Genomic DNA, 24,202 nt, shown 5'->3' on the forward strand with positions numbered 1-24,202 from the left:
AGATGTGTATAAGAGACAGGAGATAGGGGAGATGGGGGAGATGGGGGAGATAGGAATGCTTCCTCACCGTCATCCCCTTCCTATGCCCAAATTGTGATCAGCGATACCGGCAAAGGAATCAGTCCCAATTTTCTGCCGTATGTGTTTGATTACTTCCGGCAGGAGGATGGTAAAATCACCCGCAAGTTTGGCGGACTGGGGCTAGGGTTGGCGATCGTGCGTCATCTGACTGAACTGCATGGTGGCAGTGTGCATGTCTATAGTGCTGGGGAAGGTCAGGGAGCGACTTTTACAGTGCGCTTACCCTTAATGCCTACTGTGGTAAAAACAGAGACACCAACGTCAACCCTGCCATCCAGATTAGATTTCAACCAACTTCAGGTGCTGGTAGTGGATGATGACAAGGATATGCGGGAGTTGATGCAGTGCATCTTGGAACAACAGGGGTTGCAGGTGAGAGTTGCGGCTTCGGCATCAGAAGCTCTAGTGATGTTCGATCGCCAACCGCCTGACCTCCTAATTAGCGACATTGGCATGCCCGAAATCGATGGCTATACGTTAGCCCGCCAAATTCGCCAACGATCGCCGGATCAAGGGGGACTGGTGCCCGCGATCGCGCTGACCGCCTATGCGGGGGAATATGACCAGCAGCAAGCGCTCAAGGCAGGATTTCAACAACATGTTCCCAAACCTGTAGAGCCAGAAACCTTAGTCCGAACAATCGCGACGCTGTTAGAACCAACACTCTCTAACGCCCCCTAACTCCCTATAGTCTAAATCGTCGATCGCACAGCGTTCCCCTCCAGTCCCTCATGCGCCTGTCCTGCTTCGCCTTATAGTTACTGCTCTAATTGCACCTGCTACTACCGAACTATGCTCAAGCTGAAATTCCTGGCTCAAGATTGCATCATTGCCATTGGGATTGTCCTGATTGCATTATTGCTGATGCTGGGGCTGAATCCTTGGTTAGGCATGACTCAAACCCCATTTCTATTATTTTTCGGGGCTGTACCGATCGCCGCTCTGTATAGGGGACAATGGGGGGGCATAATCGCCACAGTTCTATCAGCCTTACTGGCTAACTACTTTTTTATCGTTCCTACCTATTCCTTGTCATCCACGCTGGCCAGCAGTGGTAGAGTGTTGATTTTTCTCCTGGAAGGCACTCTCATCAGTATGCTGATTGGGGCGCTGCGTAGTGCCCAACAACGAACGAAGGAGAGTTTACAGCAGTTAAGATCTAGCGAGGCTAAATTTCGCCGTCTGGTAGACTCCAACATTATTGGCGTTGCATCCTGCGATATTTATGGAGCGATTACCGATGCCAATGATATTTTGTTGAACAGTTTAGGCTACACTCGCGAAGATTTATTAGCTGGACGCATTCGGTGGGATGAAATGACTCCGGCTGATTTAAAGCCTCTCGATATGCCTGCCTATGACGAGTTAATTACCAAAGGAGTAAATACTCCCTATGAAAAAGCCTTTATTGGTAAGCAAGGACAGCGAGTGCCTGTGGTAGTGGGCGCAGCCCTATTAGAGGATGATCCGGAGCAGTTAATTAGTTTTATCCTGGATGTCAGCGATCGCAAGCGAGCCGAGCAACGATTAGCCGTTCAATATGCCGTCGTTCGGACGTTAGCCGAGGCAACTACCCTGACGGAGGCAATTCCTCAGGTATTGCAGTCGCTTTGTCACAGTTTAGGATGGCAAGTTGCAGTCTTCTGGCAGCTTCACTCACCCACTCATACCCTGCGCTATCTGAATAGCTGGCATTCCCCCGACCTGGATATCACCTCAGTCATCACGGCAAATCAAACCATGTCCTTTGCGCCGGAAACTGGCTTACCCGGTCGGGTATGGGCAAGCGGTCAGCCCAGTTGGATCGCCGATCTGGCTCAAGAGCCTAATTTCCCCCGCAAAGAACTTGCTCTAGAGGCAGGTTTGCATAGTGTCTTTGGGTTTCCGGTGTCGATCGACCAGGAAATTCTCGGTGTAATTGAATGTTTCAGTATCCACCATCAAGAACCTGATCAAGATTTGCTATACCTGATTAAGGCAATTGGTAGCCAGATCGGGCAGTTTATGGAGCGAAAGCAGACAGAGGAAAAGTTACAAGCCAGTCAAGCACTGTTTCAAAGTTTTATGAATTACAGCCCTGCCAATGCGTTTATTAAGGACGAGGCAGGGCGCTATCTCTATGTCAATTCACGGGTAGAATACTCGTTTAATCGACCGATGGCAGAGTGGTTAGGCAAAACAGATTTCGACTTCTTTTCCCAGCAAGTTGCCCAAGCAGTGCGAGATAATGATTTAAATGTTTTAAAGACAGGACAAGCCATTCAGATTATTGAAACCAATCCTTTAGAGGATGGTGAACACTATTATCTGGCCTTTAAGTTTCCCATCCAAGATGCTACGGGTCGGCTACTACTCGCAGGTATGGCGATCGACATCACCGATCGCAAACGGGCAGAACAGGAGCGGGAACAATTATTAATCCGCGAACAAGCCGCTCGGGAACAGGCGGAAGTCGCCAACCGCATCAAAGACGAATTTTTGGCAGTGCTCTCCCATGAGCTACGATCGCCCCTGAATCCGATTCTCGGTTGGTCACAACTATTGCAAAAAGACACTCTCGATCATCCAACTCGCCTGCGTGCCCTGGAAACGATCGAACGCAACGCCAAACTCCAAACCCAGTTAATTGATGATTTGCTTGATGTCTCTCGCATCCTTCGCGGCAAAATGAGCTTGAATATTGGCTCGGTTGACTTAGTTGCTGTTGTGGAATCAGCCCTGGAAACTGTTCGACTAGCCGCCGAAGCGAAGGCGATCGCTGTACAATTTATTCTCCTCGACCAAGAGGGTAAATGGGAGAATGGGAGAGTCGGAGATCGCCCATCTACCCATCCGATTCAAGTCATGGGAGACTCCACTCGTTTACAACAGATCGTCTGGAATTTACTTTCCAACGCCATTAAATTCACTCCCCTGGGCGGACGAGTCGAGATTCGGTTGGAACAGGTCGATAGGGGAGATAGGGGAGATAGGGGAGATAGGGGAGATAGGGGAGATAGGGGAGATAGGGAAAATAGGGGAGATAGGGGAGATAGGGGAGATAGGGAAAATAGGGAAGATAGGGAGGTGAACGCCTCCTCACATTCCTTATCCTCCCCACCCTCCTCATTCTCCCCACCCTCATCATCCTCCTCACCCTCCCCACCCTCCTCACCCTCCCACTTTGCCCAAATCAAAGTCACTGACACGGGTAAAGGGATCAAGCCAGACTTCCTGCCATTTGTGTTTGATTATTTCCGGCAGGAGGATGGCAAAACCACACGACAGTTTGGTGGATTAGGATTAGGGCTGGCGATCGTGCGTCATTTAACGGAATTACATGGCGGCACAGTTCAGGTCACCAGTGCCGGAGAAGGACAGGGAAGCACTTTCACGGTACAGTTGCCGATGATGATGATAACTCAAGCGGTAGCCGCAGAACCTCTACCCAGACAATCGCTTGATTTTAGCCAGTTATGCATTCTGATTGTGGATGATGATGATGATATGCGGGTTTTGGCAGAAACAATTCTGGCGCACCAGGGGGCACAAATCATGACAGCGGCTTCTGCTCAGGAGGCATTGAGGATTATCGATCGCCAACCGCCTGACCTCCTAATTAGTGACATTGGCATGCCCGAAATCGATGGCTATACGTTAGTTCGACAAATTCGTCAGCGATCGCCCGATCGGGGTGGGCTAATTCCAGCGATCGCACTTACGGCCTACGCGGGAGAATATGATCAAAAACAGGCACTTAAAGTGGGATTTCAACGGCATTTAGCGAAACCGGTTGAACCGGAAGCCTTAGTCAATGCGATCTCAGAACTGATGACGATCAATCAATCGATCGGAAATTACCAACGCTAGGCTCCTTCGACTGTTTTATTCATCTCACAGCAACTTTCCCTGGTATGCATGACCTTCTAGTTAACCTGTTTAGTTCGAGTTCCTTTATTCCTCACGGTCATTGCTACCTGTGGAAACCCAGTTTAGTCTGGTTACATGTTATTTCTGATGCCATTATTACGCTGTCTTACTATTCCATTCCGCTGACACTGTTCTATTTTGTGCGGAAGCGGCAGGATTTACCATTTAGCTGGATTTTTCTACTCTTTGCGACATTTATCGTTTCCTGCGGCACAACGCATCTAGCTGAAATTTGGACGCTCTGGCATCCAACCTATTGGCTCTCTGGTGTCTTAAAAGTTGGTACGGCGGGAGTATCATTTTTGACAGCGATGGAATTGATTCCTTTAGTGCCTAAAGCGTTAGCATTGCCTAGTCCGGCGGAACTGAGGCAGGTGAATGCCGCACTATCCACTCAAGTTGAGGAACGGTTACGGGCTGAGGCGGAACTAAAACAATTGCAAGATCAGTTAGAACAACGGGTCAAAGAACGAACGGCGGAATTGGTTCATGTCAACCAGCAATTGCAACAGGAAATTGAGGAACGGCAGCGCGTGGAAATCGCCCTCCGCACCAGCCAGGAGCGCTTGGTGTTAGCACAACAAGTGGGCAAAATGGGTACCTGTGAATGGAATATTAAGACTGGAGAATTAATCTGGACAGAGGAGATGGAAGTGCTGTTCGGACTGGCTCCAGGCAGTTTTGAGGGCAGCTATGAATATTGGTTAAACCGGATACACCCCGACGATCGTCCGGCGGCGGATCAAGCGGCTCAACGAACTGCGATCGCAGGGGCTGATTTTGATACAGAATTCCGACTGGTTCGCCCCACGGGTGAGGTGCGTTGGGTGACGGCTAGAGCGCAGGTTTTCTATGATGATGCCGATAAACCCGATCGCTTGATTGGGGTAAATATGGATGTGACCGATCGCAAACATGCTGAGCAAGCTTTACAACAACATAGTACACGCCTGAATTTACTGTATGAAACTACCAGTGAATTATTGTCAGCGCCACAACCGTTGGAGTTAATGAATCAGTTGTTTAAGCGGCTCTCAGCCCAAATGGATTTGCATTTCTATTACCACTTTCAGTTGGTTACACAGGACGGCAAACAACTACTCCAGTTAATGAATTATCAAGGCATTTCGGCAGAGCAAGCCCAGGCCTTTGCCTCGATCGATCTGGGGCAGGCGATGTGTGGATTGGTCGCCCAGGAGCGGCGGCAAATTGTCCTGAATCAGGTTGAAATTGCCACTCATCCCAAGGCTCAAGCCATCTGTATGATGGGAGTATCTGCCTATGCCGGACAACCCTTAATGGTACATGGGCAATTGTTAGGAGTGCTGTCGTTTGCCAGCCGCACCCGCCCTGAATTTACGCTGGAGGAGGTAGAACTACTGCAAGTAATTTCTAAGCAAGTGGCGATCGCCCTCGATCGGGCTGAATTGGTTGCCTCGCTTCAGCAACAAACGGAGGATTTGGTACAAGCTAATCGCATTAAGGATGAGTTTTTAGCGGTTCTGTCCCATGAATTGCGATCGCCCCTGAACCCAATTCTGGGCTGGGCAAAACTGTTGCAAACGGGCAAATTTGACGCTCAACGAACCAAGCAGGCACTAGAAATTATTGAGCGCAATGCTAAACAGCAAACTCAATTGATTGATGATTTGCTGGATATTTCCAAAATTCTGCGCGGCAAATTGATGTTGAGTGAAGCTCCGGTTAATTTAGTGTTAACGATCGAGTCGGCGTTAGAAACGGTGCGATTAGCCGCCGAAGCCAAGAGTATTCAGATCAAAACTGACTTTGATCTATCGCTGTCGCCGGTTTTGGGAGATGCCGGACGGTTACAACAAATCGTGTTGAATCTTTTATCCAATGCGATTAAATTCACTCCTATTGGTGGATTAGTGACAGTGCGATTGGCACGAATTGCCAGTGAAACAATCGGTAAGGGGACGAATGAGCCAGTTCATCATTACGCTCAAATTACCATCTCTGACACTGGCAAAGGCATTGCTCCCGATTTCTTACCGTTCGTGTTTGACTCATTTCGGCAAGAGGATGGCAAAACCACCCGGAAATTTGGCGGATTGGGTCTGGGATTGGCGATCGTGCGGCAATTAACCGAACTACACGGAGGTACTGTGCAGGCAGAGAGCCAGGGGGAAGGAACCGGAGCCACCTTTACAATCCGCTTACCGTTGATGACCACGCGGTTAAGTTTAGGCAGTTTACAACCAAGCACTCCGGCAAGCAATTCAGAGTTCGTTTTGCAAGGAATTTCCGTCCTGGTGGTAGACGATGAAGCGGATATGCGCACGTTAGTGGCAATGATTTTGGAACAGGCAGGAGCGATCGTCCAAACAGCGCCCTCAGCCATAGTTGCCCTGAGCCTGTTGGAGCAATTCCAACCCAGGGTACTCATTAGTGACATTGGCATGCCCGATATGGATGGATATGAATTAATCCAGCGAGTCCGAGGTCGAACAGCGGTTGCCGCTCAACCTATGCTGGCGATCGCGCTGACCGCCTATGCCATGGAGCAAGATCAACAACAAGCCCTAACGGCTGGCTACCAACGCCATCTGGCAAAACCGATTGAACCAGACAGGTTGATTCAGGCGATCGCTACCCTCATCAAGCAGGAGGAACTGGGAGAAAATGTATCTCCTCTCTAAAGCTAACAGTTGCTGCTAGAGTCAAGGCTTTTGGCTGGGCGGCAGATCCACAATTTCAAACCAATACCGTCCTAAACTCTGCATCACTTCCACTAATGAATTAAAAGTCACAGGCTTAGTGATATACGAGTTAGCACCTAAATTGTAAGTACGATAAATATCTTCCTCTGCCTTGGAAGTAGTGAGGATGACAATGGGAATCTGGCGTAACTCCGGATCCGCCTTAATCTCCTGAAGTGCTTCACGTCCATCCTTGCGGGGCATATTCAAATCCAGCAAAATTAAACCAGGACGGGGAGAACTGGCTAACTCAGTATACTCCCCACGTCGGTACAAGTAATCAAGCAATTCCTCACCATTTCTGACACAGTGCAGATTGTTCGCCAGCCGACAGGCTTCTAAGGCACTTCTTGCCAGCAAGAGGTCTTCCTCGTCATCATCAGCCATCAGAATAGTGATTGGTTTTCCAGACTTATCCACGATCGAGTCAGGTAACAGATTGGTGAATGGGCAAGATCACGACAAACGTTGAGCCGTTTCCAGGGCTACTCATTGCGGTAATACTGCCGCCATGCCGCTCTGCAATCTTACGGCAAATTGCCAGCCCCACACCCGTTCCTTCATATTCATTACGATAATGTAATCGTTGGAAAACTGTAAAAATCCGATCTAAATACTTTTCTTCAAAGCCAATGCCGTTATCTTCAATCAACAGGAGGCATCGTTCTGAAGCGCTACCACTATTGCTGGTGGAAATTGGCGGTTCAGCCATTTGCGCCTGGATCTTGATCTGCGCTGGTAAGTCCGGTTGGTGAAACTTGAGGGCATTACTAATTAAATTCTGGAATAACTGCCGCATCTGTAACGGATCTGCCTCGATCGTGGGCAGACTACCCACGTCTACCTGTCCTCCCGCAGTCTGAATATGCACTTCCAGATCCGATAACACTTCCTGAACCACCTGATTTAACTGAACCGGAATAAACGGTTGAGCTTTAGTCGTCACCCGAGCAAAGGCGAGCAGATCGTTAATTAAGGTTTGCATCCGAGCCGCCGCATTTTGCATCCGTTGTAAATACTGTTGACCAATTTCCGGTAGGCATTCTCCATATTCTTTGGTCAATAGATCACCAAAGGCTTGAATTTTACGCAGTGGTTCTTGCAAATCATGGGAAGCAACCGAGGCAAAGTCTTGCAGTTCCCGGTTACTTTGCTCTAGTTTGGCAGTGAAAAGCTTTAGGGCGGTTTCAGTGTGTTTACGATCGGTAACATCTTCGATCGCTAACAAAATCATGCCCGTTGCCCGATCTGCATGCATAATCTGCCGAGCATTTAACAGCATAATTTTTTGTCCAATATGCTGAAATTCATGCTCGACTTCAAAGTCTTCAAAGGCAGCATTATCGGATAGTACAGCTTCTAACAGGGTTCGTAAAGCCGGAATATTCCATTGACCGTTCCCCAACTCATAGATAAAGTGATCTTTGGTTTCTTCCAGACAGACCTGAAAGGTACGATAAAAAGCCCGATTGGCGGTTTGTACCTGTAAATCGGTATCCAGAACAACTAACGGTTCTCGCACTGTCTCCACAATGCTTTGGGCAAACATCAAAGCGGTTTGCAAATATTCTCTAGATTGATAGGTGGTCTGAGTAGAGTGGTGGTCTAAGTTGGAATACATGATGGCTTCCCTGGAGCAATGAATGAGTAAGATGAAGGGATTAAGAGAATAACTCTGGTTGACTAACCAACCCAACTAAAATTACGATCGCAGTTGTTCTTGCGTGTTTGAGTAATTCAGTGTAGTGTTCTGGTACGAATGCGATGCTGTTGCAATCAGTTTTTCAGTTTCTAACTGATCAACTGGTCGTGAGAATAAATAGCCCTGAGCGTATTCGCACCCTAGGGATTTGAGATAGGCAAGTTGATGTTCATTCTCTACCCCTTCCGCCACCACATCCATATTCAAATTCCAGGCCAGGGTCGCGATCGTTCGCACCAATTCCAGTTTTTCTAACTCGCTATCCATTGTATGAATAAACGAGCGATCGATTTTCAACGTATCAATCGGAAATCGACACAGATAGCTGAGGGAAGAATAGCCGGTGCCAAAATCATCGATCGAAAGTTGAATTCCCAGGGCTTTAAGTTGCTGTAATCTAGCCACAGTAGACTCGGCATTCTCCATAATCGAACTTTCGGTGATTTCTAACTTTAACGCGGCTGGATTGAGTCCAGTGGTATGCAAAATTTGTTGCACCCGGGTCACAGCATCCGGTTGGGCAAGTTGCTTACCCGATAGATTCACACTAATACTGAGCGGCGGCTGGAGCGAAAACTGCGTTTGCCAGTGCTGCATCTGCTGACAGGCTTCCTGTAATACCCACCAGCCAATCGGATTAATTAATCCCGTCTCTTCCGCGATCGCAATAAAGGCTCCCGGACTTACCAGACCCCGTTGCGGATGTCGCCAGCGCACCAAAGCTTCAAACCCACTGAGACGATTGGTTTTCAGGGCTATGATCGGTTGGTAATGCAGTTCAAACTCCTGCCGTTCGATCGCATAACGTAAATCGGTTTCCAGTTGCAATAGGGTAATTGCCTGGTGATGCATACTGGTATCAAACAATTCATACCGGGATTTGCCTAATGCCTTGGCGCGATACATGGCAGTATCCGCATCCCGCAGCATCTCTTCCGGTTGCTCATATTCAGCTGAAATTAAGGCAATGCCAATACTCACGGTCACAAACATTTCATGCCCATTCAAATCAAACGGTCGCGCTAATTCCTGTTGAATCCGTTCCGCTACACGGGTCGCATCACTGGGGTAATCGATCGCTTCCAACAAAATCACAAATTCATCACCCCCCAAACGGGCAACTGTATCTTCAGAACGAATACAGGTTTGCAACCGTCGAGCAATTTCAATTAATAGGTGATTGCCTACTACGTGCCCCAAACTATCATTAACAATTTTGAACCGATCTAAATCCAGAAATAACACGGCAAACAAATCATCAGGATTCCGTTTATGGCGTTCTAGCGATCGACCGAGCCGATCCATAAACAGCGCTCGGTTAGGTAAATCCGTTAAGGCATCATGGAGGGCATCATGCAACAATTGTTTTTCAGTGCGTTTCCGGCTGGTAATATCGGTGAGCGATCCGGCAATCCGAGAGACTTTACCAGAACCATCGTATACAGCCAGCCCTCGGCAGAGCATCCAACAATAGCTGCCATCCCGATGCAGCATGCGATACTCACTCTCAAAATCGGCTGTCCTCCCCTCTAGATGGGCAACTAACAGACTTTTTACAGTTTCAAAATCTTCGGGGTGAATCCGGTTAAACCATTCATCCAGATGATGACCAATCTCGTCCGCTTCCCACCCCAACATCGATTTCCACCGGGGAGAAAAGTAAACTTGATTGGTTTTCAAGTTCCAATCCCATAAGCCATCTTTAGCACCCTGAACGGCGATCGCATACCGCTCCTCACTTTCGCGTAGGGCAACTTCTGCCTGCCGTCGCTGGGTAATATCCTGAAATGTCACCACCGTCCCGACTAAGGCTTGATTTTCCAGAATCGGGGTGCTGATGTATTCCACCCAAAAGCTAGTACCATCCTTCCGCCAAAACACCTCTTCGCCAACGTGATGCACCCAACCATGTTGAGACGCGGCATCGGGTGGGCAACTCGTCCAGTACAGATCCTGCTGTGATTGCGAGTCATGCACCACGCCAGCAATTTGTTTGCCCACCAGTTCATCGGCTTCCCAACCTAACATGATGGCAGCCGCCGGATTGATAAAGGTGAGGATTCCCGTTTGATCCAGACCATAAATGCCTTCTCCCGCCGAATTTAAGATCAACTCATTGTGACGGCGAAGCCGTTCCAGCGTCACCTCGGCTTCTTTGCGGGCAGTCACATCCGTTTGCAGCCCGACAAAATTAATCAGTGTACCCTCGTTGTCAAACACCGGATTAATTATCAGTTCATTCCAGAACGGACTACCATCCTTACGATAGTTCAGCAGCACCCCGGTAAAGGGCTGCCCCTGGACAACGGCTTGGCGGAGTTGGTTCACCATCGCTGGGTCAGTTTCCGCGCCTTGCAAAAACCGGCAGTTGCGACCTAAGACATCGGCGGCAGTATAACCTGTAATGGCTGTAAAGCCTGAGTTGACAAATATCACGGGATTATCTGGCAACCGTGGATCGCTAATCACCACCCCCGTTGAGAGATGGGAGATGGCGGCGGCTAACCGACTATTCTCTCGGACTGCCTGGGTGAGGGCGGCTTCTGCCTGCTTTTGAGCCGTGATATCGGTGGTGATGCCATCCATCCGAATCGTTTTCCAACCCGCGTCACAGACCAGATACGCCCGATCGCGAATCCACCGCACACTGCCATCAGGTTGCAGAATCCGGTATTCCAAATCCTTCGAGCCAGTTTCTGACACCTGTTGAGAAGCGAGTTTAACCCAGTCGCGATCGTCGGGATGAACGACCTCCAACCATAGATTAGGATTTTCCACAAATTCGTGGGCAGACCGCCCATAGACTCCATAAACGGCGGGACTCATATACAGCAGTTCCAGGGTCGTTGCAGACATCGACCACACGACATCCTTAAGCGAGCCAAGAATCCCTTCCAGGCGCGATTCACTTTCATGGAGAGCGGCTAAGGTACGATTGCGCTCGATCGCATACCGAATCGATCGTTCTAACAAAGGCGCATCAATTTGCCCTTTTACCAGATAATCCGCGACTCCTGCCTTCATGGCGGCCAGATCCAGATCGGCATCGACATACCCGGTTAATAGAATAATTGGCGATCGACAGCCTTTCAGGACAGCCGCTTGCAACAATTCCAGCCCATCATGGCGACCCAAGCGATAATCCACCAGATACACATCATGCTGGCAGGATTCAATCACGGATAACGCCGCCTCATAGGTCGCTACCCAGTCCAAATGAACCTTGACTTGCTTGATCTGGGCAAGTAAGCTGCGGGTAATGAGATAGTCTTCTTCGTCATCTTCAACAAGAAGCACATGAACCATCGGGGAACACATACTGTTACATTTAATACAATTAACCTGTACTTAAGGTTCCCATTAACTCCCGGTTTGCATCATCCTGATACCATTCCCTCATCGCCAATATACTTGGTTAAAAGGATAATAATTGTTTCGTGATTGCCCCCTAACGGCAACCTGGTCAGCAATAAATCTTTAACAGGAAAATTCTACTCGCTGATTCTACGAGGACAACAGATCTGGTTATGGCAACTTATTTAGTTACGGGAGCAAATCGCGGCATTGGTTACGAATACTGTCGTCAACTGCAAGCTCGGGGCGATCGGATCATCGCGGTCTGTCGGACGGCATCTGAGGAATTGCAGCAATTAGGGATACGAGTTGAAGCGGGGATTGATATTACCTCTGATCCTTCGGTCGTCGAATTACGGCATCGGTTGGCAGATACCCCGATCGCAGTGTTGATCAATAACGCCGGTATACTCAAACGAGTTACCCTGGAAGACCTGGACTTTGACAGTATTCGGCAGCAGTTTGAGGTGAATGCCCTTGGAGCCTTACGGGTGACCCATGCCCTTCTGCCCAATCTTGATGCTGGTTCTAAGATTATCTTGATGACCAGTCGGATGGGATCGATCGCAGATAATACGTCTGGTAGTTCCTACGGCTACCGCATGTCGAAGGTGGCACTGTCAATGGCAGGGAGATCTTTGGCACACGACCTGAAACCTCGGGGAATCGCAGTGGCAATTCTGCATCCCGGTTTAGTGCAAACCCGCATGACCAACTTCACCTCCGGCGGCATTACCCCTGAGCAGTCTGTGCAAGGATTACTGGCTCGGATTGATGCGCTAACGCTGGAGAACTCAGGTACATTTTGGCATGCCAATGGTGAAGTATTACCGTGGTAAACCTGATTTCAATCACTGATAAACGGGGCGGCTCGATCGCCAAGCTATCGAATAATCTTATCAAACTTTTGAGGAACGCGAGAGAATAGAAAAGTACCAATTAACGAAAATGAGTGACTACCCAGCGTTAGACAATGACCTATCCCTGAGGTAGACGTATTTGGCAAACTTATTAATTAATCTTTAAGCATAGGGGCTTAACAATTTCATCAGCCCTAGATAAGGAGGAAGAATAGTCATTTAGGAGATTACAGCTATGAAATCTATCTTAAAAGCAGGTGCGGCAACGATTTTGTTTACCTTTGTCAGCAGCGTTGGCATCGGCTCAGGTAATGCTCAATCCTACTACACGCCTGCTCCACAACCAAATCTCTCGAACGAGAATGCCACGGTAAATCAGCCGACATCCCCTAACACACCTGAACCCAGTATGGGGATGGCAGAAGAACCTGCCTATGATCAATACATGCGATTGGGATATGCTGCCTTAAAAACGGAGAGTTACCCTACAGCATTGACCTATTTCCGTAATGCTTTATCTGTCCGTCCCTACGATCGTCTAGCTACGATCTCCTACTGGAATACGATGGATCTGCTGCAAAGCCAGAGCCAAGGAGAATCTGAACCGATCAGCGCCGGAACCCGTTCAGAGTACGATCGCTCCATGCAAATTGGCTACGACGCTACTGAACAGGGAGACTACAATACTGCACTGATTAACTTCCGACGGGCATTAGCAGAGCGCCCCGGAGATCACTATGCCAGTCAGGCGATTCGTAACGTCAGCACCTATTTGTGGGCAGAACAACAGGCGAGTAATTAATCAATGAATTGTGGAAATTTTAGGATAACCATGAACCGTCACGATTTACAAACCCAATATCAAGCTGGAGAACGAGCATTTAATGATGTGAAACTGACCCAACAATCATTAGCCTGGATTAATTTATCCCATGCCGATCTCAGCCATGCTGACCTGGAGCAAGCTAATTTATCTGCGGCGATATTAAGGTTGACCCATTTTGCTGAAGCCAATTTAGCCAAGGCAAAATTACGGGCGGCTGACCTGGAACAAACCCAATTTAATCGGGCTAATCTTCAAGGGGCTGATTTCACGCGATCGGATATCAACCAAACTCAATTTCAAGCCGCCAATTTAAGTTTCGCTACGTTTAAGGATGCGAACATCCACAAAGCCAATTTCAGTTATGCCAATCTCCAGCAGGCTCAGTTAGCAGAGTTAGATTTAAGAACTGCCCTATTCAGCCATAGTGACCTGCGGGGAGCTAACCTGAAGGGAGCTAATTTGCGGGGTAGTAATCTCCAAAGCGCTAATCTGAACCATACAGATTTGAGCGGACTAGATTTGAGCGGTGCGAATTTGAGTTATGCCGATTTGCAAGGCGCAAATTTGCAGGAAACGATTTTGTATGGCACCATTTTGACCAATGCTAACCTTCAGGATGTTGACTTACAACAGGCAAAATTATCTGGAACCAATCTTTATCAGAGTAATTTAGATCAAGCCAACTTAAGTCAAGCCAAATTAAAATGGGTGAACTTAGATCAAGCAAATATCAGCGAAGCTGAGCTAGAAGACGCTGATTTACGTCAAGCCCACCTCCCTGCGGCGATCGCTGAAGAGGCAACATTTCAGCCGCCTAACCTGGGTAAAGCGATCGCTCCTGATTCTTTTACATTTAGCCGCTAACTCAGGCATCAATAGTTCTGGCTAGGTGGGGCAAGTTGGCGATATCGAGCTTCAATGATGGAATAGACGCTATAAGCCATGAGCCCCAGTGCGACAACTCCTAATAACCAGGCTCCAAACGGTTGCTCGGCTAAAGCCGTTAAAGCACCACCTAGCCCTCTTGCCTCATTGGAATTAGCCCGAAGAGCGGCAAGCACCAGAAATAGCCCAATGATGCCGAATACCACCCCACGGGCGGCAATGCCAAACTGACCTAACCGTTTTGCCCATTGGCGCTGGGTCTGGCTCATTTCGTGTAGTTTAAAGTGGCGTTGAAACTTGGCTTTATATGCCTGGTAGAGATAGGATACACCCACTCCGATCACCACCAGACCCGCCAAACCCACCAGCCAGCGCCCAAAGGGTTGTGCCATTGATCGGGCTGTCCAATCGCGGGTAGAATCGCCATGCTCCCCACTTTCACCCATGAGTAATTTCACGGCTGTCCAGGCTAATCCGGTATAGGCGATCGCGCTAAAGGCATAGCCAAGACGTTGGGCGATCCGTTTTGCATCTAGACTTTCTCCAGAATGCTCCGGATCAACAAGCGTTTGCACAAATCGCCAGAGAGCATAACCAATTAATCCGATCAGGATGATCACCAGCAGGAATTGACCAAACGGCTGGTCGATAATGGTTTCTAATGCACCATTGGGATCCGTAGTTCTGCCACCGGTGGTAAATGCCGCTTGGGCAGCTAGCAAGCCCACGACAAAGTAAACCATACCTTTAGCCGCGTAGCCTAATCGTGCCAGTCGTTCGACCCAGGGATGGGCTGCCGCCTGCCGGACAGGTTGTTGCAGATCAGATAAGGAGGAATTACGGTGACTCATGGTGGTACTCCGAGAGGGCAGTTAATATGGCTATTGGTATAGAATTTACGGATGGCATACAAATATTTTCATACCTTAAAATTTAATAGCTAGAAAGAAATAATGAATCCTACTCTAGATATATACCTTTAGAGAGAGTAGCCGTGTAATATTTTGAAGTCAACCTTGTAACACTCAAATTGTTTTAATTCAATCTACAACGCTAATAATAGGGCTGCATATCCACCTGCACCTAAGGCAAATGCCCAAAAGCGGCTGTCCCGCTCCTCAGGAAGTTCCTCCTTCAACACATTCAGGACAACACTACCGGCGAGGAAAGCAAATAATACAGCGATCGCAGCTTGAGACAGCCTTGTCCCACTGCCGATCGCCCAACCCGTAATCACTGCACCTGCCAGAATCCAGCGACCTATGTGATCATAAATATCCTTATGGTGTTCACGCAAGCCGTAATCATTCACCACGAAATGCAATGCCATCGCGATCGCAAAAAACAGGAGGCTACTTAAACCGGGTACTTCACGATGGATCAGTAAATAACCAATTAAGGCATTATAAATTGCAAATGCAACAATGTGCAGCCAAAATATTCTGACACTGGTGACATCCCCACTCCCTGCCGCCTGACTCCGTTGCCGTGACACGGTAGCGGCTCGTTCTAATCCATAGAATACAGCTAATCCCAGCAAGGATAGTAAATAAACATGATGTTCTAGAAAGGCAAATTCGGGATTGAGGCTTTGCTGAACGGTTTTCTGTGCCTCACTCAGGTCAGGTAAGATATGCACAAACACATAGGCTACTGAAACACCACTGCTGATTGAAAGCCACTGGCTACGGGGAGTAGCTTTGAGAAATCGTAGTTGACCAGCAAATAAGTGAACTAATGCCAGTCCTACGGCTAAAAATCCTGTTAATAAGATCAAGCTAATTGACAGCATGGATATTTCAACGAGGGCAATCAGCATGTTGATAGTGTTGATTAAAAGTTGGGAATTAATTGAAAACCAGCTTTAATTTGATTCCTGCTAATTATAGGTAGAGCAATTTTAACATTAAGTTAACTCTAGATTGAAAGTTATGTTTCTCTCGATCGAGAGACGAAATTGAAGAATATAAACGTTAGCGTGATCAGTGAGAAGTTATTAAGGATAAGACGAATATTATGCTACGACTTTCTGCTCGGTCATTTGTAGGAATTGCAGTATTAACCGCAGGCTCTCTAGCCGGAACGATCGCGCTGACCCAACCCTCCACATCGGTCATTGCCGCCCCCAATACTGCCACAGCTTTTCCTGATACAGACAACCATTGGGCACAACCCTTTATCGCCAAACTAGCAAACCGTGATATTGTTGCTGGCTACTTAGATGGCTCATTCCGTCCTAATCAACCCATTGGTCGAGATGAGTTTGCCTCGTTCATTCATAATGCGTTTAACCAAGACATAGAAAGGCGAATTGCAACGGGTAGCGTTTATAACGATGTTCCCCAGAGTTACTGGGCTGCTCCGGCGATCGAAGATGCCTATCAAATGGGCTTTATGCATGGCTATCCGGGGGGTAACTTTAGACCAAACCAGGAAGTGACTCGGGTAGAGGCTTTAGTGGCATTAGCCCGCAGTTTAGATCTAGGTGACCCAGCCGCTTCAGTATCACCTCAGCCCCAGACTACCCAAACTACTCAACAAACGACACCATCAGAGCCAGATCGTCAGCAGGTTCAACGGAGCAGAACGGCTATGATGTACCCAATGGCAATGACAACCCTGATGCAACCATTTGTGGCAGCACGATCGACCCCTGTAGCTCCCGCAACCCAACCTACCCAAGCCTCTACACCGGCTGTACCTGCTGCCCCAGCTGCCAACCAGGATTCACCTCAATCCCAGCGTCCTATATCCGAAGTGGTGAGTAATTACTATCGGGATGCAGATCAAATTCCCCAGTATGCTGTGGATGCAGTTGCTCAGGCAACAACCGCAGGAATCGTTGTGAACTATCCCGACTCAGATGTGCTAAATCCAAATCGCCCTGCGACCCGAGGAGAAATTGCCGCCTTAATTCATCAGGCATTAGTCAATCAGGGAAAAGTTGAGCCAGTTGCAGCCGAAACAAATGCAGCCAATTATATTGTCAGTGCAGAATGATCAGAACGATCGAAGAAGGGCGCTTTAAAACCCTTTTCGAGTATGCCCGTAGGGCTTAAAGCCCCCCTTTAACGTTTCAAACAGCCGATAAAACTGCATAGAGTCCAGGTAATTTCAGCGATCGAGTCATCCAAACTCGACCGCTAATTAATGGGTTTCAGCGTATTCAGCCTTGGCTAGACTGCCTTGAGGAATTGTCACGGTAAAGGTTGTGCCGACATCTACCTCACTTTCAACTAAGATTTTGCCATGATGTAAATCAAGGCATTTCTTCACAACGGCTAGCCCTAGTCCTGTCCCTAAGATTCCACCGACGTTTCTACCTCGCTGAAATGGCTCATACAAAATTTTCTGAGTTTCTAATGGAATACCAATCCCCTCATCGGTAATTTTGAAAGTTAGGATATTGGCTTCACAACTGAGAGAAAAATAAATCGTTCCTTCGTTCGGCGAATACTTAATTGCATTAGAAATTAAGTTGCTCAAAATCGAATATAACAATCTCTCATCGACATCAGCATAAGTACATTTGCCCTGCATCGTGAACTCAATTGAATGTCTCATATTACTGAAAGACTGCATATCCTCAAGCAAATTGAGACAAAAGGTTTGCATTTCTAAAGACTTAGGGTTGAACTCTAATCTACCTGCTTCTGCCCTGGCTAAAGTTAGAATATCTGAGAGGAGTTGAGTCATTAGTTGAGCTGCCGATCGAATGCGATAAAGACTCTTCAGTTTTTGTTTTTCAACCAGTGACTGCAACGTCTCTTCTAGGATTTGTGCTGACCCCAAAATGCTACTCAGAGGGGTACGAAATTCATGGGAAACCATTGAGAAAAATTGCAATTTGAGTTCGCCTAACTCCTTCTCCTGGGCTAATTTTTGCTGCAAAGCTTCTGCCTGTTGCCGCTTAACCATTTGCCGATATAGCAAAGCAAAAATACTAAACAAAATGAAAAATGTAAAAGATGTGCCGAAAAATTCCAGCCACATGCGCAGGTGCATACTCGATTGAGACTCACTTACCCAGAGATCCAACGATCGCTCTTCCTGTTGTTTCATATCGCTGACAAGCTGATAAATTTCCTGCCGATTCCGAGTGCTTGCCGTTGTGATCGTGAGTTGAGTGATGGGCGAAGGTCCTGCCTGGTGCAACCGGATCGACTGTTGCCCTAACTTAAGCCGCTGAGCAATTAATCTACTGAGCCTAGTTAATCTTTGCTGTTGACTGCTATTTTCGGCAATCACCGATTCTAGGTGCTGTAATTGCAGGTCAAGTTCTTGAATGGTGCGAGTGTACCGACTTAACTCTGCACGATCGTTATACAAGATATATCCTCGTCTACCCGCCTCCGACTCATTCAACGTTGCGAGAATTTCTATTAGCGTTTCTAAGACTTCATAGGTTTGTCGCACCTTAGTTGCACTTTCGGCTAAGCGAGTGGCATTTTGGTATGACAGTAGGTTAATGCTTCCCATCAGTACCATGACTAAACCAAATCCTGCTGCTATCCACTGCCGCTCAGGCAACCATTTCATCGCCATGTTAGGTTTAGCTCACGATACCTAATCCACTGATGTCATCTTTTAGCTTAACAAGTAAACCTAAACTGGGCTCTCGCCATACACTAAGAGTTAACGCTTAAATGTAGAGAATCTGAAGACCAATGCGGATTTTGGTGGTTGAAGACGATGTCCAGATTGCGGACATGCTAACCGAAGCCCTGACCAACCGGCAGTACGTTGTTGATGTTGCCCGAGATGGTGAGGAGGCATGGAATTATGCCCAAACATTGGAATATGACCTGGTTTTGCTCGACATTACGTTGCCTAAATTGAATGGGTTGAAACTATGTCATCAGTTGCGCGATCGCCACTTCTCCTTACCCATTCTGATGCTGACCGCCCGCGACACGATCGAAGACAAAATTGTTGGCTTGGATGCTGGGGCAGATGATTACATGGTCAAACCCTTTGATCTGAGAGAGCTCATGGCTCGCATCCGGGCACTCTTGCGCCGGGGCAGTTCAACTGCCACACCCAACTTGGCTTGGGGCAATTTACGTCTTAATCCCAGCACCTATGAAGTGTTTTATAATCACTCTCCCCTGCATCTCACGCCTAAAGAATACGCCCTACTAGAATTATTGATGTCTAACGGTCGGCGGGTGCTGAGTAGACCTGGAATTATCGAGCGCATCTGGTCACTTGAAGATCCCCCAACCGAAGAAACCGTCAAGTCTCACATTAAAACGCTACGCCATAAGCTCAGGGAGGCAGGAGCACCTGAGGACTTCATTGAGACAGTACATGGTCTGGGCTATCGCCTCAAGCAGTAGACCTGAGAGGATGAATCACACTCTCCCCAAAATCTACCCGAATCTTCCCCTGATTTTAGACCCCAAGCCGATAGTGTTAGTAATGACTATCCCGGCTGACGGGTTGGTATCAGTAGAGGTCTAACGCTAAAGGTAGAAGCACTGTATGGATCGGCGGCAACAAGTTATTTCCATCCCTCCATCTCTTCACCAAGTCTCGACCCAACCTAAGCCTGCCTATGCCTTGATCTCAGTCCACTGCGACCCAGCCACAGCCTTAGATCAGGAGGGGGTAGGTGGACAAAGTTTATACGTCAGGTTGTTAGGATTAGCCCTAGCGAAACGAGGTTGTCAGGTCGATATCTTCACTCGACGACAGCATCCCGAACAGGCAACGATCGTCGAGTTAGCCCCGGGATGTCGGATCATTCGGCTGAAGGCAGGTTCTGCTTACCCAGTACCTAGCTCTGAGTTATTTGGCTATTTACCAGAGTTTGTAGAAGCCTGGTTAGCCTTTGTCCAACAATCCGGGCGAACCTATGAGTTAATTCACACAAACTACTGGCTGTCTGGTTGGGTAGGACTACAACTAAAATCCTATTTAGGCTTACCGTTTGTGCATACCTTCCACTCCATTGGAGCAGTAAAATGCGGGGCTGACAGCCCATCCTCTTTGATAGCTCAAACTCGATCGGAGGTTGAGCAACGCTGTTTAGAGCAGGCAGACTGTGTGATTGCCACCAGTCCGCAAGAGGTGATCACCCTACGCCAAATGATTTCTCGCAAGGGGCAAGTTCGCATGATTCCCTATGGCATTAACGTGCAACACTTTGCCTCCGTTTCTCAAACAGTAGCTCGTCAACGGTTACAGATTGCCCCAGAGACTCGCATGATTTTGTATGTTGGGCAATTCGATCGCCGCAAAGGCATTGAGACATTGGTTGAAGCCTGTTCACAGTTGCGGCAGCGCTTTCAACTATATTTAGTCGGAGGGGATCACCAGCATAGTCAGAAAACTCAAGAGCAAGAACGGATTCGGGCGATCGTGCGAGAGCTAGGGCTGGAAGGCGTAACCACATTTACTGGAGCCGTTTCCCAGGATTGCCTCCCAGACTACTATGCAGCGGCTGATGTCTGCGTCGTGCCCAGCTATTATGAACCCTTTGGCTTAGTGGCGATCGAAGCAATGGCAGCCAAAACTCCAGTGATTGCCAGTCATGTAGGAGGACTACGGTATAGCATTATCCACAATGAAACTGGCGTGTTGATTCCTCCCTGCAATGCGGATTTATTAGCAGCCGCGATCGCAGATGTATTTGCTGATCCTGAACGATGGCAATTACTGATAGAGGCTGGCTATCAGCATGTGCAATCCCACTTTAGCATTTCTGCTGTTGCTGCCCAGGTACATCAACTTTATCAATGTGTTGCCCCATTTAGTTCAATCAGAAGCGCGATTTAATTTATCTTGCCCAGACCAGCAAACATTCAGGGTGCATTCTATAATTTTCAAAAATTTTAATGTTCGTTGTGAGGAAGCTTATGTTTAAACTAGATGATCATGTATCCCACAAACTTTCTGGAACCGTTGGCAAGGTCGTTGCTTACGGTCATCAGATAGTAGATGGCGCGTATCAAACTACTATCCGGGTCAAAGTTCCCCATAGTTTTTCAACAGACAAATCTATGTTTGTGGAGGATTTAGTCTCATTATGGGAGCGAGTTGAACACACTTTAAAATCAACTGTTTAATGACAAAAGTTTCAGCGCCATCTTCACTTAAATCGTTGATGATTGAGCGAAGTTTTGATATAGGCTGAGCGATCTGCTAAACGGGGTGGCAAATCGCTCAGACGTTCCCTGATCATTAAGGTTTTTGCGGGGAGATGATGCCATTTATTCTTCTTCAACAGTTTGACTGTTTGTGTTTTTTTAGGCGATATCCCATGCGATTGAGAATCGCCCCAATGGTCTGACGCGATCGCAGAACCGATCGCCGCCCTTCACCACCCTTCCCGACATTGGTCAGCTAGGATTTTAGTTGTCGTACACCTTTTGCGAGTCATCTGGGGATTTATCTGAAAGCGGTTTATGGTGAGCGACATCATCTATCTGCCCATCTTTGCTCGGTTGCTTATCTTGAGCTAGATCATCTTTGCTCGGTTGCTTGTGGTGGGCAACATCATCTATCTGCTCATCTTTGCTCGGTTGCTTATCGTGAGCTAGTCCATCTTTAGCCGGTTGCTTGTGGTGGGCAACATCATCTATCTGCCCATCTTTGCTCGGTTGCTTATCGTGAGCTAGTCCATCTTTAGCCGGTTGCTTGTGGTGGGCAACATCATCTATCTGCCCATCTTTGCTCGGTTGCTTGTCTTGAGCTAGTCCATCTTTAGCCGGTTGCTTGTGGTGGGCGACATCATCTATCAGGCTGATCGGCTCTAATAGAATTGGGCTACCCAACGGGGGAAGGGCACTCCCTAAAGAACTAATGGCAGCATCATCGGTCAGGACAATCAGATTGCCATCCACGATCGCATCCAAGCTATCCAGTGTGGTAAAGGTAGTGATATGCCCTAGAGGCATGATCGAGGTGGCATCAGGGAGGGTGATCAGATTGCCATCCACGATCGCATCCTCGATCGTCAGGACATCGCTGATGGGATTCGACACACCAGAGATGGTATTGCTGGAAGCGGGTAGCGGCACATGTACGCGATCGCCCAACACACCATCGATAAAACCGATACTGCCTGCGGGATCGCCAATATCATTTCCCCCTTCACTAATGAATCCTCCCAGCAAATTGGCTCCATTGAAGAGAGCAGTATTGCCATAGATTTGGCTTTCCTGAATTCGCACTAGTTTGCCATTTGCCTTAGCCATTCCACCACCACTGTGTGCCCAGTTATTTGCTAAGGTACTGAATTCCAGGCGCAATTCTCCTTCAGAGTACGCGGCGGTGCTGTAGATCGCACCTCCCTGTCCTTGTGCCATGTTATTTTTGAAGCTACTGTAGCTGACGGTCGTTGCCCCCTGATCATAGATCGCGCCGCCACTACTCACGGCTGAATTCGATTCAAAACTGCTATTGATCACAGAAGCAGTGCTGGCATTGTAAATAGCTCCCCCGATCGCAGCCCAGTTGCTACTAAAGGTTGAGTTATCTACCGTTGTATGACCTCGAAACGCTCCTGTCGCAATTCCACCCCCGCTTGATGCCTGATTGGCATGGAAGGTGCTGCTATGAACGGTCAAGTTACCCGTGGTGAAAATGCCACCGCCTAAGTTTTCAGCCACATTATTGCTAAACGTACTGGCTCGAACTGTTGCGGTAGCAAGATTCATCAGTCCGGCTCCCCAAACACTATTATTATTTGTTAGTTGCACATTATTTAGAGTCAGGCTGACCGCAGAATTATCCTCATCAGATACACCATTTGCGATCGCACCACCGCTTTCAGCCTTGTTGTTTTTGAGGGTGCTGTGGCGAATATCTAATCTGCCAGCATTCAAAATGCCCCCACCCAGATCACTTTGCCCATCTGCGATCGTCAGTCCGGTCAGGGTAGCCCTCACATGACGATTGATCTGAAACACCCGAGATAAACTGTTGCCGCTAATCGTCAGATTTTCCTGCCCCAGACCACTGATAAACAAGTCTTCGGTAATTTCCAGTTGTCCAGAGGTAAGGGTGATAGTGTGTGGATCACTCCCTCGCAGACTGAAGATAATCTCATCGACACCAGCCAACCTGTTGGCATCCAAAACTGCCTGTCGTAATGATCCAGCTCCCTGATCGTTGGTGTTAGTGACTGCAAAGACTGCCAGAAGATGTTGATAAGCACTCTGTGCCCACGGTTGCAACATTTCCTCGGCTTCAATGCTGCCGGTGTGGTATTCCAGTGTCCAGTTCCCACCTAATTGGGTGCTACCTGTCGGGTCTATGGAGGCAGCAACATCGGCTCCGGTTAACTGGCTAAGTTGCTGGACAAACGATGCTCCCAGATCGCCTTGAGCAATATCGCACCCATACAATAGAATGTCGGCATCGGAGGTTAATGCCTGTGCCCATTGCTGCAAGTCGTTGGTATATTGGTTCAGGTTATGCTGATCGAATCGCAGCGAAGCAAAATGAATGCTGCCGATGTCGCCGTGAGACACAATATTCAGGCTAGAAATCCCGCTCCGTCCAGCGAGAGTCCGCGTAATTTGAGCGATCGCATCCTGAGTCGAATCCAACACATACACTTCTGTTCCCGGTTGCAACCCCTGTTGCAGCAACTCATAATCTGGGGCGGATGGATCGATGAAGGTAATGCTGGACGATCGCGGCGTTGGTATGGTTGCTGTTGATAATGAAGTGCGATCGGGAGTGAGGATGGCTGAGCTGGCAGCGGTACTCAGGGATGTGGTGAAAGTGGAGGCAGAGGGCAAAACTTCCATAGTCTGTGTTACAGGATTGAGGTGATCTGGTGCAATGTGCTAATGCAATTCCTGAAGGTTTTTGCGGGGAGATGATGTAGTTTATGCAGCGATCGCTGACA

General features: G+C 48.0%; 16 protein-coding genes. 9 read left to right on the top strand and 7 right to left on the bottom strand.

Going from position 1 to position 24,202, the window contains the following annotated elements; genetic code table 11:
- The first annotated feature begins 93 nt into the window (after positions 1 to 93).
- The 3 genes from ACN4EK_RS25325 to ACN4EK_RS25335 all read left to right on the top strand — a co-directional run bounded on the left by ACN4EK_RS25325 (position 94) and on the right by ACN4EK_RS25335 (position 6,653).
- Positions 94 to 762 carry an ATP-binding response regulator gene (locus ACN4EK_RS25325; protein WP_431661062.1) on the top strand — a complete coding sequence of 223 codons (669 nt, stop codon included), beginning with the start codon at positions 94 to 96 and terminating at the stop codon, positions 760 to 762.
- Between the two features lie 111 nt (positions 763 to 873).
- Positions 874 to 3,930, top strand: coding sequence for an ATP-binding protein (locus ACN4EK_RS25330; RefSeq protein ID WP_431661063.1), 3,057 nt, complete (start codon positions 874 to 876; stop codon positions 3,928 to 3,930).
- A 44-nt stretch (positions 3,931 to 3,974) separates the two neighbouring features.
- Positions 3,975 to 6,653, top strand: coding sequence for an ATP-binding protein (locus ACN4EK_RS25335; RefSeq protein WP_431661064.1), 2,679 nt, complete (start codon positions 3,975 to 3,977; stop codon positions 6,651 to 6,653).
- Positions 6,654 to 6,674: 21 nt separating this feature from the next.
- Here the strand turns inward: ACN4EK_RS25335 and ACN4EK_RS25340 are convergent, their stop codons facing one another.
- The 3 genes from ACN4EK_RS25340 to ACN4EK_RS25350 all read right to left on the bottom strand — a co-directional run bounded on the left by ACN4EK_RS25340 (position 6,675) and on the right by ACN4EK_RS25350 (position 11,721).
- Positions 6,675 to 7,133 (bottom strand): response regulator, encoded by a 459-nt coding sequence (locus ACN4EK_RS25340; protein WP_431661065.1) that lies wholly within the window; start codon positions 7,131 to 7,133, stop codon positions 6,675 to 6,677.
- A gap of 7 nt (positions 7,134 to 7,140) precedes the next feature.
- The gene (locus ACN4EK_RS25345; RefSeq protein ID WP_431661066.1) at positions 7,141 to 8,334 is read right to left on the bottom strand and encodes a sensor histidine kinase; all 1,194 of its coding nucleotides are present in this window, start codon (positions 8,332 to 8,334) and stop codon (positions 7,141 to 7,143) included.
- An 81-nt stretch (positions 8,335 to 8,415) separates the two neighbouring features.
- Entirely contained in the window at positions 8,416 to 11,721 is a 3,306-nt protein-coding gene (locus ACN4EK_RS25350; protein ID WP_431661067.1) for an EAL domain-containing protein, read from the bottom strand.
- 221 nt (positions 11,722 to 11,942) lie between these two features.
- On the opposite strand from ACN4EK_RS25350, the gene ACN4EK_RS25355 reads away from it, so the two are divergent.
- From ACN4EK_RS25355 to ACN4EK_RS25365, 3 genes are all read left to right on the top strand, one after another.
- Complete coding sequence (locus tag ACN4EK_RS25355) at positions 11,943 to 12,608, top strand: SDR family oxidoreductase (protein WP_431661068.1); 666 nt, start codon at positions 11,943 to 11,945, stop codon at positions 12,606 to 12,608.
- A gap of 256 nt (positions 12,609 to 12,864) precedes the next feature.
- Positions 12,865 to 13,431: a hypothetical protein gene (locus ACN4EK_RS25360; protein ID WP_431661069.1), complete on the top strand. Its 567-nt coding sequence runs from the start codon at positions 12,865 to 12,867 to the stop codon at positions 13,429 to 13,431.
- A gap of 30 nt (positions 13,432 to 13,461) precedes the next feature.
- Entirely contained in the window at positions 13,462 to 14,319 is an 858-nt protein-coding gene (locus ACN4EK_RS25365) for a pentapeptide repeat-containing protein (RefSeq protein WP_431661070.1), read from the top strand.
- Between the two features lie 8 nt (positions 14,320 to 14,327).
- On the opposite strand, the gene ACN4EK_RS25370 is transcribed toward ACN4EK_RS25365, so the two are convergent.
- Together ACN4EK_RS25370 and ACN4EK_RS25375 are read right to left on the bottom strand one after the other, a co-directional pair.
- Complete coding sequence (locus tag ACN4EK_RS25370) at positions 14,328 to 15,191, bottom strand: DUF1206 domain-containing protein (protein ID WP_431661071.1); 864 nt, start codon at positions 15,189 to 15,191, stop codon at positions 14,328 to 14,330.
- 194 nt (positions 15,192 to 15,385) lie between these two features.
- Positions 15,386 to 16,132, bottom strand: a complete 747-nt coding sequence (locus ACN4EK_RS25375) for a hypothetical protein (RefSeq protein WP_431661072.1) — start codon at positions 16,130 to 16,132, stop codon at positions 15,386 to 15,388.
- Positions 16,133 to 16,356: 224 nt separating this feature from the next.
- Between ACN4EK_RS25375 and ACN4EK_RS25380 the strand changes: the two genes are divergently transcribed.
- Positions 16,357 to 17,340 carry an S-layer homology domain-containing protein gene (locus ACN4EK_RS25380; RefSeq protein ID WP_431661074.1) on the top strand — a complete coding sequence of 328 codons (984 nt, stop codon included), beginning with the start codon at positions 16,357 to 16,359 and terminating at the stop codon, positions 17,338 to 17,340.
- Positions 17,341 to 17,487: 147 nt separating this feature from the next.
- On the opposite strand, the gene ACN4EK_RS25385 is transcribed toward ACN4EK_RS25380, so the two are convergent.
- Positions 17,488 to 18,885, bottom strand: coding sequence for a sensor histidine kinase (locus ACN4EK_RS25385; RefSeq protein ID WP_431661075.1), 1,398 nt, complete (start codon positions 18,883 to 18,885; stop codon positions 17,488 to 17,490).
- Between the two features lie 122 nt (positions 18,886 to 19,007).
- On the opposite strand from ACN4EK_RS25385, the gene ACN4EK_RS25390 reads away from it, so the two are divergent.
- Both ACN4EK_RS25390 and ACN4EK_RS25395 read left to right on the top strand, forming a co-directional pair.
- On the top strand, positions 19,008 to 19,679 hold the full coding sequence (locus ACN4EK_RS25390; RefSeq protein ID WP_431661076.1) for a response regulator transcription factor: 672 nt from the start codon (positions 19,008 to 19,010) through the stop codon (positions 19,677 to 19,679).
- A 145-nt stretch (positions 19,680 to 19,824) separates the two neighbouring features.
- Positions 19,825 to 21,120, top strand: a complete 1,296-nt coding sequence (locus tag ACN4EK_RS25395; RefSeq protein WP_431661077.1) for a glycosyltransferase — start codon at positions 19,825 to 19,827, stop codon at positions 21,118 to 21,120.
- Between the two features lie 575 nt (positions 21,121 to 21,695).
- On the opposite strand, the gene ACN4EK_RS25400 is transcribed toward ACN4EK_RS25395, so the two are convergent.
- Complete coding sequence (locus tag ACN4EK_RS25400; RefSeq protein ID WP_431661078.1) at positions 21,696 to 24,101, bottom strand: DUF4347 domain-containing protein; 2,406 nt, start codon at positions 24,099 to 24,101, stop codon at positions 21,696 to 21,698.
- Positions 24,102 to 24,202: the final 101 nt, after the last annotated feature.

The sequence above is a fragment of the Pantanalinema rosaneae CENA516 genome, assembly GCF_050753385.1.
GTDB classification, from domain to species: domain Bacteria; phylum Cyanobacteriota; class Cyanobacteriia; order Leptolyngbyales; family Leptolyngbyaceae; genus Pantanalinema; species Pantanalinema rosaneae.

Bases quoted from the DNA above. Each gene is read 5' to 3' on its own strand.
- ACN4EK_RS25330 (WP_431661063.1), top strand. From the start codon at position 874: ATGCTCAAGCTGAAATTCCTGGCTCAAGATTGCATCATTGCCATTGGG.
- ACN4EK_RS25335 (WP_431661064.1), top strand. From the start codon at position 3,975: ATGCATGACCTTCTAGTTAACCTGTTTAGTTCGAGTTCCTTTATTCCT.
- ACN4EK_RS25345 (WP_431661066.1), bottom strand. From the start codon at position 8,334: ATGTATTCCAACTTAGACCACCACTCTACTCAGACCACCTATCAATCT.
- ACN4EK_RS25350 (WP_431661067.1), bottom strand. From the start codon at position 11,721: ATGGTTCATGTGCTTCTTGTTGAAGATGACGAAGAAGACTATCTCATT.
- ACN4EK_RS25355 (WP_431661068.1), top strand. From the start codon at position 11,943: ATGGCAACTTATTTAGTTACGGGAGCAAATCGCGGCATTGGTTACGAA.
- ACN4EK_RS25360 (WP_431661069.1), top strand. From the start codon at position 12,865: ATGAAATCTATCTTAAAAGCAGGTGCGGCAACGATTTTGTTTACCTTT.
- ACN4EK_RS25365 (WP_431661070.1), top strand. From the start codon at position 13,462: ATGAACCGTCACGATTTACAAACCCAATATCAAGCTGGAGAACGAGCA.
- ACN4EK_RS25370 (WP_431661071.1), bottom strand. From the start codon at position 15,191: ATGAGTCACCGTAATTCCTCCTTATCTGATCTGCAACAACCTGTCCGG.
- ACN4EK_RS25375 (WP_431661072.1), bottom strand. From the start codon at position 16,132: ATGCTGTCAATTAGCTTGATCTTATTAACAGGATTTTTAGCCGTAGGA.
- ACN4EK_RS25380 (WP_431661074.1), top strand. From the start codon at position 16,357: ATGCTACGACTTTCTGCTCGGTCATTTGTAGGAATTGCAGTATTAACC.
- ACN4EK_RS25385 (WP_431661075.1), bottom strand. From the start codon at position 18,885: ATGGCGATGAAATGGTTGCCTGAGCGGCAGTGGATAGCAGCAGGATTT.
- ACN4EK_RS25390 (WP_431661076.1), top strand. From the start codon at position 19,008: ATGCGGATTTTGGTGGTTGAAGACGATGTCCAGATTGCGGACATGCTA.
- ACN4EK_RS25395 (WP_431661077.1), top strand. From the start codon at position 19,825: ATGGATCGGCGGCAACAAGTTATTTCCATCCCTCCATCTCTTCACCAA.
- ACN4EK_RS25400 (WP_431661078.1), bottom strand. From the start codon at position 24,101: ATGGAAGTTTTGCCCTCTGCCTCCACTTTCACCACATCCCTGAGTACC.